General features: G+C 62.2%; 9 protein-coding genes and 2 tRNA genes. 6 read left to right on the top strand and 5 right to left on the bottom strand.

The features are described from left to right. Position 1 precedes the first annotated feature (1 nt). From AC1RDJ_RS24165 to AC1RDJ_RS24145, 5 genes are all read left to right on the top strand, one after another. Positions 2 to 77: transfer RNA gene (locus AC1RDJ_RS24165), tRNA-Val, on the top strand. 56 nt (positions 78 to 133) lie between these two features. Further along, positions 134 to 210 (top strand) — tRNA-Asp (locus AC1RDJ_RS24160). Between the two features lie 74 nt (positions 211 to 284). Then, the gene (locus AC1RDJ_RS24155) at positions 285 to 488 is read left to right on the top strand and encodes a hypothetical protein (RefSeq protein WP_493028936.1); all 204 of its coding nucleotides are present in this window, start codon (positions 285 to 287) and stop codon (positions 486 to 488) included. Between the two features lie 16 nt (positions 489 to 504). Then, on the top strand, positions 505 to 702 hold the full coding sequence (locus tag AC1RDJ_RS24150) for a hypothetical protein (protein ID WP_493028934.1): 198 nt from the start codon (positions 505 to 507) through the stop codon (positions 700 to 702). Positions 703 to 831: 129 nt separating this feature from the next. Beyond that, positions 832 to 1,173 (top strand): CzcE family metal-binding protein, encoded by a 342-nt coding sequence (locus tag AC1RDJ_RS24145; RefSeq protein ID WP_083412074.1) that lies wholly within the window; start codon positions 832 to 834, stop codon positions 1,171 to 1,173. 75 nt (positions 1,174 to 1,248) lie between these two features. Here the strand turns inward: AC1RDJ_RS24145 and ahpF are convergent, their stop codons facing one another. From ahpF to AC1RDJ_RS24125, 4 genes are all read right to left on the bottom strand, one after another. Then, entirely contained in the window at positions 1,249 to 2,844 is a 1,596-nt protein-coding gene (gene ahpF / locus AC1RDJ_RS24140) for an alkyl hydroperoxide reductase subunit F (protein WP_071326100.1), read from the bottom strand. A gap of 106 nt (positions 2,845 to 2,950) precedes the next feature. Next, positions 2,951 to 3,514: an alkyl hydroperoxide reductase subunit C gene (gene ahpC / locus AC1RDJ_RS24135; protein ID WP_071326099.1), complete on the bottom strand. Its 564-nt coding sequence runs from the start codon at positions 3,512 to 3,514 to the stop codon at positions 2,951 to 2,953. Positions 3,515 to 3,707: 193 nt separating this feature from the next. After that, on the bottom strand, positions 3,708 to 4,100 hold the full coding sequence (locus AC1RDJ_RS24130; RefSeq protein ID WP_289889597.1) for a DUF3597 domain-containing protein: 393 nt from the start codon (positions 4,098 to 4,100) through the stop codon (positions 3,708 to 3,710). Positions 4,101 to 4,271: 171 nt separating this feature from the next. After that, a complete protein-coding gene (locus AC1RDJ_RS24125) occupies positions 4,272 to 7,025 on the bottom strand; it encodes an EAL domain-containing protein (RefSeq protein ID WP_493028932.1) in 2,754 nt (917 codons plus the stop codon). On the opposite strand from AC1RDJ_RS24125, the gene AC1RDJ_RS24120 reads away from it, so the two are divergent. Beyond that, positions 7,024 to 7,170 (top strand): hypothetical protein, encoded by a 147-nt coding sequence (locus AC1RDJ_RS24120; RefSeq protein ID WP_493028931.1) that lies wholly within the window; start codon positions 7,024 to 7,026, stop codon positions 7,168 to 7,170. The two genes, AC1RDJ_RS24125 and AC1RDJ_RS24120, sit on opposite strands and share 2 nt — an antisense overlap. A gap of 94 nt (positions 7,171 to 7,264) precedes the next feature. Here AC1RDJ_RS24120 and rbsD read toward each other — a convergent pair whose 3' ends face one another. Continuing rightward, on the bottom strand, positions 7,265 to 7,657 hold the full coding sequence (rbsD, locus tag AC1RDJ_RS24115) for a D-ribose pyranase (protein WP_071326096.1): 393 nt from the start codon (positions 7,655 to 7,657) through the stop codon (positions 7,265 to 7,267). Positions 7,658 to 7,660: the final 3 nt, after the last annotated feature.

Genomic DNA, 7,660 nt, shown 5'->3' with positions numbered 1-7,660 from the left:
CGGGTGCTTAGCTCAGTTGGTAGAGCGGCGCCCTTACAAGGCGTAGGTCGGGAGTTCGAGCCTCTCAGCACCCACCACCAAACAGAAAATTATCCAGTGCTTCATGGATCAGCAACACAGATCATACGAGCTTGGAGTGGTAGTTCAGTTGGTTAGAATACCGGCCTGTCACGTCGGGGGTCGCGGGTTCGAGTCCCGTCCGCTCCGCCAATAAAAGAAAAGCCCTTTGGTTCCTGGAACCGAAGGGCTTTTCCCATTGTGGGGCCAGAAATACATCAGCGCTCTTGCCGACTCTGCCGCTCCTGCCTTGCTGCACCTGCCCCGCCATCTTCCCCCCTACCTTGCGCCTGCGCCTGGCGCATCATGCGCTGCTGCAATTTGCCGCCAGCCTGGCCAGTTCCATGGAAATCCTCGTCTTCCTGGCCGCGCCTGTCTTGCTGGGCCTGCTCAGCGTCATCGCCCTGCCCGGTTTTCTTGCCTTGCCTTGAGCGCCACCGGAGGCGAATGATGACATGGACTGCCTCGTCCCCCGTCCTGCAAGTCGAGCATCTCGATTTTCATTTCCCCACGCGCAGCGTGTTCCAGGGCTGCCGCCAGCCATTCGGCGCCGCCGTCACCTGGCTGCGCGGCGCGCATGGGGCCGGCAAGTCCACCTTGCCGAAGCTGGCGGGCGGCGCCCTGCTGCCTGCGCGCGAAATATAGTCAGGAAATACAGCTTTGCAGATGGGGCCGCTACAGCTTACGATGCCGTATTGCAAAAACCGGCGATCCCGGCGCAGCCACGACAACAAACGGCGGCTTACCAGCCCGCCATGACTATTCTTGGAGAACATGATGTTGAACACCCACCGCAGCGCCCTGGCCATCCTGTGCGCCGCCCTTGCCACGTCCGCCATCGCTGCCGGCCCGACGGGCACGGCCGCCGACTATGGCAGCGCCGCCCCGCATGCCGCTGCCCAGCGCACCATCACCCTGCAGGACGATACCCGCCACGTCAATGTCACGCGCGGCGAGACCGTCACCATCGTCCGCGCCGGCCAGCGCTTTACGTGGCATGTGCAAACCTTCAACCATCAAACCAGATTCGCCCTGGCCGCCATCGCTCCCGCGGACATGCCCGTCGACGGCGTCTTGGTGTATGTCGCCGGCAACCCGCTGTACGCGGGCAGCTGAATTTCTTGCACGTAAAAAAACCGGAAGGGCCTCGCGGTCCTTCCGGTTTTTTTGATCCAGCGCAACGTTAAAAGCTTACGCCGTCAGTGCTTCTTTCGCTGCAGACTCTTCAACCACTTCCTCGTCGTCCGAGCGGATCAGGTGGTCAAAGGCGGACAGGGCTGCCTTCGCGCCTTCGCCGGTGGCGATGATGATCTGCTTGTACGGCACCGTGGTGACGTCGCCGGCCGCGAACACGCCGGGGATCGAGGTCTGGCCGCGGGCATCGACTTCGATTTCGCCGTGGCGCGACAGGGCCAGGGTGCCTTTCAGCCACTCCGTGTTCGGCACCAGGCCGATCTGCACGAAGACGCCTTCCAGTTCGACCTTTTTCGACTCGCCGCTGATGCGGTCCGTGTAGCTGAGGCCATTGACGATCTTGCCGTCACCGTGGATCTCGGTCGTCTGCGCCGAGGTGATCACGGTCACGTTGGGCAGGCTGTGCAGCTTGCGTTGCAGCACCGCATCGGCACGCAGTTCCGCGCCGAACTCGATCAGCGTCACGTGTTTCACGAGGCCGGCCAGGTCGATCGCCGCTTCCACGCCCGAGTTGCCGCCGCCGATCACGGCCACACGCTTGCCCTTGAACAAGGGACCGTCGCAGTGCGGGCAGTAGGCGACACCGTGGTTGCGGTATTCCTTCTCGCCCGGCACGTTGATTTCGCGCCAGCGGGCGCCGGTGGCCAAAATCACGGTCTTGGCTTTCAGGACGGCGCCATTCGCCGTTTCAATCTCTACCAGCTTGCCCGGCGTCAACTTCGTCGCGCGCTGGGTGTTCATGATGTCGACCTCGTACTCCTTGACATGCTGTTCCAGCGCCATGGCGAACTTCGGACCGTCCGTTTCCTTGACGGAAATAAAATTCTCGATGGCCAGGGTATCGAGCACCTGGCCGCCGAAACGCTCGGCCAGCACGCCCGTCTTGATGCCCTTGCGGGCCGCATAGATGGCCGCTGCCGCACCGGCAGGGCCGCCGCCGACGATCAGCACGTCGAACACGTCTTTCTTGTTCAGCGCTTCGGCCTGACGGGCGCCGGCGTTGGTGTCGAGCTTGGCGAGGATTTCCTCGACATTCGTGCGTCCCTGGCCGAAATGCTCGCCATTCAGGAACATCATCGGCACGGCCATGATCTGGCGTTCTTCCACTTCTTTCGGGAACACGCCGCCGTCGATGGTGGTGACCTTGATGCGCGGGTTGATCACCGACATCGCATTGAGCGCCTGCACCACTTCCGGGCAGTTATGGCAGCTCAGCGAAATAAACGTTTCAAAGACATAGTCGCCGTCGAGGTTGCGGATCTGCTCGATCACGGCATCGTCGAACTTGATGGTGTGGCCGCCCACTTGCAGCAGCGCCAGCACCAGCGACGTGAATTCATGGCCCAGCGGCACACCGGCGAAACGCACGCCGATGTCGGAGCCTGTACGGTTGATGCTGAACGACGGGGTCCGTACGCCAGCGTCAATGCGCTCGACCAGCGTGATCTTGTCGCTCAACAGGACTATCTCCTGGAGCAATTCCTTCATCTCGCGGGCTTTTGCGCTGTCATCGAGAGAAGCGACCAGCTCAAGCGGATACACCACTTTTTCCAGGTAGGATTTCAGTTGGGTTTTGAGGGTTGCGTCTAACATGATTTTTTCCTTTTCTACAAATATTTAGGCGAATGCCGGGCCGGACACCCGGTCCGGCATCGCGGTAACTACTTGTTTGCTGCTAGATGTTTCAAAGCTTCAAAACTTAGATCTTGCCAACCAGGTCCAGCGATGGGGTCAGCGTTGCTGCGCCTTCCGTCCATTTTGCCGGGCATACTTCGCCTGGGTGGCTCGCCACGTACTGGGCGGCTTTGACTTTGCGCAGCAGTTCTGCGGCGTCACGGCCGATGCCGTTGTCATGCACTTCCAGCACTTTGATGAAGCCGTCCGGATTGATGACGAAGGTACCGCGCAGTGCCAGGCCTTCTTCTTCGATCATGACTTCGAAGTTGCGCGACAGGGCGCCGGTTGGGTCGCCGATCAGTGCGTATTGCACTTTCTTGATCGCATCCGAGGTGTCGTGCCATGCTTTGTGCGCGAAGTGGGTATCGGTCGAGATACCGTACACATCGACGCCCAGTTTCTGGAATTCAGCGTGGTGATCGGCCAGATCTTCCAGTTCGGTTGGGCAAACGAAGGTGAAGTCGGCTGGGTAGAACACGAATACCGACCACTTGCCTTTCAGCGACGCTTCCGTCAGGTCGACGAACTTGCCATTGTGGTATGCGGTTGCCTTGAATGGTTTAACTTGGGTATTGATGAGCGACATAGTCATTTCCTCTCGTGTGGTGAATCAGTAAGACTCTAGTGTAAGGGGTTTTAACCCATATGCAAAATTGATTGTCACAATAGTTTCAATTGGTTTTAGCTATCATGACACTATGGGAACTCCATCATAGGCAGTTCCCACAGGATTGAATAGCGGCAGCGAGATATTCCTGCTGCCGCCAGGTGTGCAGTTCTTAGTTCTTCAGCTCTTCCGGGACTTTTCCGCCGTTTTCCGCCAGCTTGATCATCACCTGGCGGTGCAGCCAGATATTCATGCTGGCCGAATCATTGGTATCGCCCGTGAAATGCAGCTCTTGCGCCAGTTCCTTGCGCGACGCCAGGCTGCTGTCGAGTTGCAACAGCTTCATCAGGTCGACGATGGATGTGCGCCAATTGAGTTTTTCCGCATTCTTGCTGGCCAGGTCGACCAGCACCACTTCCACGTCCACCACGGGCACGGCGGCGGCCGGGGCGGCCGCAGGAGCGCTCGCAGCCGGTGCCTCGGTAGCGGCGGCCGGCGTGGCAGCCGGGGCGGCATCGGACGAATGGTGGAAGATCTTGTTGTAGATATTGCTGAAAATGCCCATGAGTACACCTCGAGTTGGAGTGAATGGAAGAAAATTTGCCTGCGCAACCGGTCGATGACCGGTGACAGCTGAAGCCGGGCGCAGGCGCCAGCGTATCGAGTATAAGCCTGTTCCCGCCGCGAGCCCTGTCCCGCAGGCCTGGCTGGCATGTGCTGGCGCGACGCCCCCATTTCAAGGGGGCAAGGGCCGCTGCGCGTGCAGCAGCGCATCGAACGCTTCGATGGTCAGGGGCGGGGCGAACAGATAGCCTTGTGCATAGTCGCAGCCTATGTCTTGCAGCAACGTCCGCTGCGCCGCCGTTTCCACCCCTTCGGCGATGACCCGCATGCCCAGCTTGTGCGCCACGCTGATGATGGCTTCGCACAAGGCCAGCTCGCTGGCGCCCGGCGCCAGCTTGCGTATCATGGCGCCGTCGATCTTCAGGTAATCGATGCCGCACTGCTGCAATTGCGTCAGCGATGCATGGCCGCTGCCAAAATCGTCGAGGGCGATCTGCACGCCCGCATCGCGCAAATGCTGGAGCCGCTGCGCCATGCCGCTGCCGGCGCCGCTGCCCGTTCCCAGCAGCGCATCCTCGCGCATGTCGAGCACGATGGCCGAGACCGGCACGTCGAGCGCCATCAGCTGGCGCAGCCAGGTGCCGGGCGCTTCCGCCTCGCGCTGCAACTCCAGCGGCGACAGGTTCAGGCACAGCTGCAAGCCCGTCTGCCCGATGGCGTGGCCATCCGCGCGCCAGCGCAGCAACTGCGCGGCCGCCGCGCGCAGCACCCAGTCGCCGATTTCCACGATCAGGCCGCTGCTTTCGGCCAGCGCGAGAAAGTCGGGCGGGTACACGAGACCCCGTTGCGGATGGTTCCAGCGCAGCAAGGCTTCCGCCTTGTCGATGCGGCCGCTGCGCAGCGCGACGATGGGCTGGTAATACAGCTGCATCTGCTGCTCGCGCAGGGCCGTGCGCAAGTCCGCGCCCAGGCGCATGCGGTTGACGGCCGCCACCTGCAGGGCCGGCGTGAAATAGCTGTAGCGGTTGCGCCCGGCGCCTTTCGACACATACATGGCCTGGTCCGCATGCTTGAGCAAGTCTTCGATATTGCCCGCGTCGTCCGGATACAGGGTGATGCCGATCGAGGCCGAGACGAACGCCTGCTCCTGCCCCAGCAGGAACGGCGCCAGCAAGCCGTCGAGTATCTGCCGCGCGATGCGGTCGACTTGCTGCAAGTCATCGAGGTCGGACAGGATCACCGTGAATTCGTCGCCGCCCAGGCGCGCCACCGTATCCGTCTCGCGCACGCCGACGCGGATGCGCCGCGCCGCCTCGATCAGCAGGATGTCGCCCTGGTGATGACCAAGCGTATCGTTGACTTCCTTGAAGTGGTCGAGGTCGATGAACAGGATGGCCACGCGGCTCGTGTCGCGCCGTCCCTGCGCCAGCGCCAGGCGCAGGCGCTCGTGGAACATGCGGCGGTTCGGCAATTGCGTGAGGGTATCGAAATTGGCTTGCTGCCAGATCAGCGCTTCCGACTGCCGCTTGTCCGTCACGTCTTCCAGCATGCACAGATGGTGCGGACCGCCGTGGCGCGCCGTCTCGATGGCCGTCACGGAGGCGTCGACCCACACCACGCCGCCATCGGGGCGCACGATGCGCTTCGAGTGGCGAAAGCCGCTCAGGCGCCGCGCCAGCAGCTGCGCCACCTGCTCCTGCTCGCCCGCCACATCGTCGGGATGGCTGATTTCCATCCAGCTCGATTTCTTCATATGCTCGAGGCTGCGCCCGGCGATGGCGAGATAGCGTGGATTGATATCGAGAAACTGTCCGCTCAGGGTATCGATCAGGGCGATGCCCATGGGTGCTTCCTCGAACATCGTGCGAAAACGCAACTCCCCCTGGCGGATGGTTTCCTCCGTACGGCGGCGCTCGCGTGCCAGGTTGCTGAAGTGAAACGCTGCCGAGACAGCCAGCAGGCTGCCGGCCACGCCCAGCGACAGGTACAGCCAGCCCAGGTCGGCGCCAGGCACGGGGCGGTACAGGAAGCCGCGGTAGGCGGCGCTGGCCGTCGCGTCCGGCGCCAGCAAGCCCATGGCCGCGTAGGTATCGGCGATATGCTGCCAGCGCTGGGGATTCATGTAGCCGAGTTCCACCAGCACGGGCTGCAGCAGCAGCTCCATCTGCTGCGCCTCGTACAGCAGGTGCGCGCTGTCGTGGCGCTGGCTGTATTTGGCATGGATCAACTGCGCCATTTCCTCGCGATGGGCCATCGCGTATTGCCAGCCGCGCAGGCTGGCCGCGCGGAACGCTCTCACCCGCTCGGGATGGCGGCGCAGTTCATGCTCGCTGGTAAACAGGTTGTCGCCATAGAAATCGATGCCGGCCGTGCGCGGCGTGAACTGGTAGTAGGGAAAGCCGGCCCGGTCCAGATAGTCGGGCTCGTTGGTGGAATAGGCGGCAATCGCATCGACCTTGCCGTCGATCAAGTCCTCGACCCGGTAACTGGGCGGCAAATGCCGCATCTGCTGCGGCGCGACGCCCATTTTCTTCAGGAACAGCGACACTTCATCGGAAGCGGACGCCACATCGGCAGGCGCGCCTATCATCACGGGGGCGCCCGCCAGCCGGTGCACATCGGGCGCACCGCCATGCTGGCGCATCAGCAGCACGCTGGGCGAATGCTGGAACACCACGGCCAGCACCACCACGGGCTTGCCGGCCAGGCGGCTGAGCAACAGCGTGCTGTTGCCCACGCCATATTCGGCCTGGCCCGCCAGCACGGCCGTCTCGGCGCGCCGGCCGTCACCGCCTTCGACCAGGGTCACGTCGAGGCCCGCCTCGCGGTAATAGCCCTGCTCGATGGCCGCGTAATAGCCGGCAAACTGGAATTGGTGCGTGAAATTGAGCTGCAGGACGACGCGCTCCAGCGCATGGACCGGCATGGCGCAGCAATACAAGCAGGCGAGAAAAAGCAGCCAGGCGAGCGCGCGCCTGCCTGTACGCGGCGGCAAGGAGGAACGGCAAGCGCGCAATGCTTCCATCGGCATGGCAGTCAACCATCAGGAAACTGCCGGGCAGGCAGGATAAGCCTATTGTAGCCGTCCCTTTTGCCAATGGATAATTATTTCACTTGCAGCAAGATCGTTGATGTTTTTGGCAAACAATCTCGCACTTCTTTGCGCTAAAACACGACGCCAGCCACCAGGATGACGTTGGCATACGGACTGCATTCGCCCGTGCGCACGATGGCGCGCGCGCCCTTGCACAGCTGCTTGAACTCCTCGTGCGTCACCTGGCGCGCATCGGGCAAGCCGAGCGCCGCCACCTGGGCCGCCATGGCCGGATTGTGCTGCGGCAGTTCGCTGGCGAGCAAATGGTATTCCACTTGCATTTCGCTCAGCACCGTCTGCACGGTGTCGATGAAGCCGGGAATGCCGCGCGTCAGGGCCAGGTCGATCAGCGGCACGCCCGGCTGCGACGGCAAGCCCGCGTCGCCGATGACGAGCATGTCGCCATGACCGAGCGAAGCGATCAGTTGCGACAACGCAATATTGAGCAGCGGTGATTTTTTCATGGT

The organism is Janthinobacterium sp. GW822-FHT07H10, from assembly GCF_058798675.1.
The sequence above is the reverse complement of the archived record's forward strand: the minus strand, read 5'-3'. Positions and strand labels throughout refer to the sequence as shown.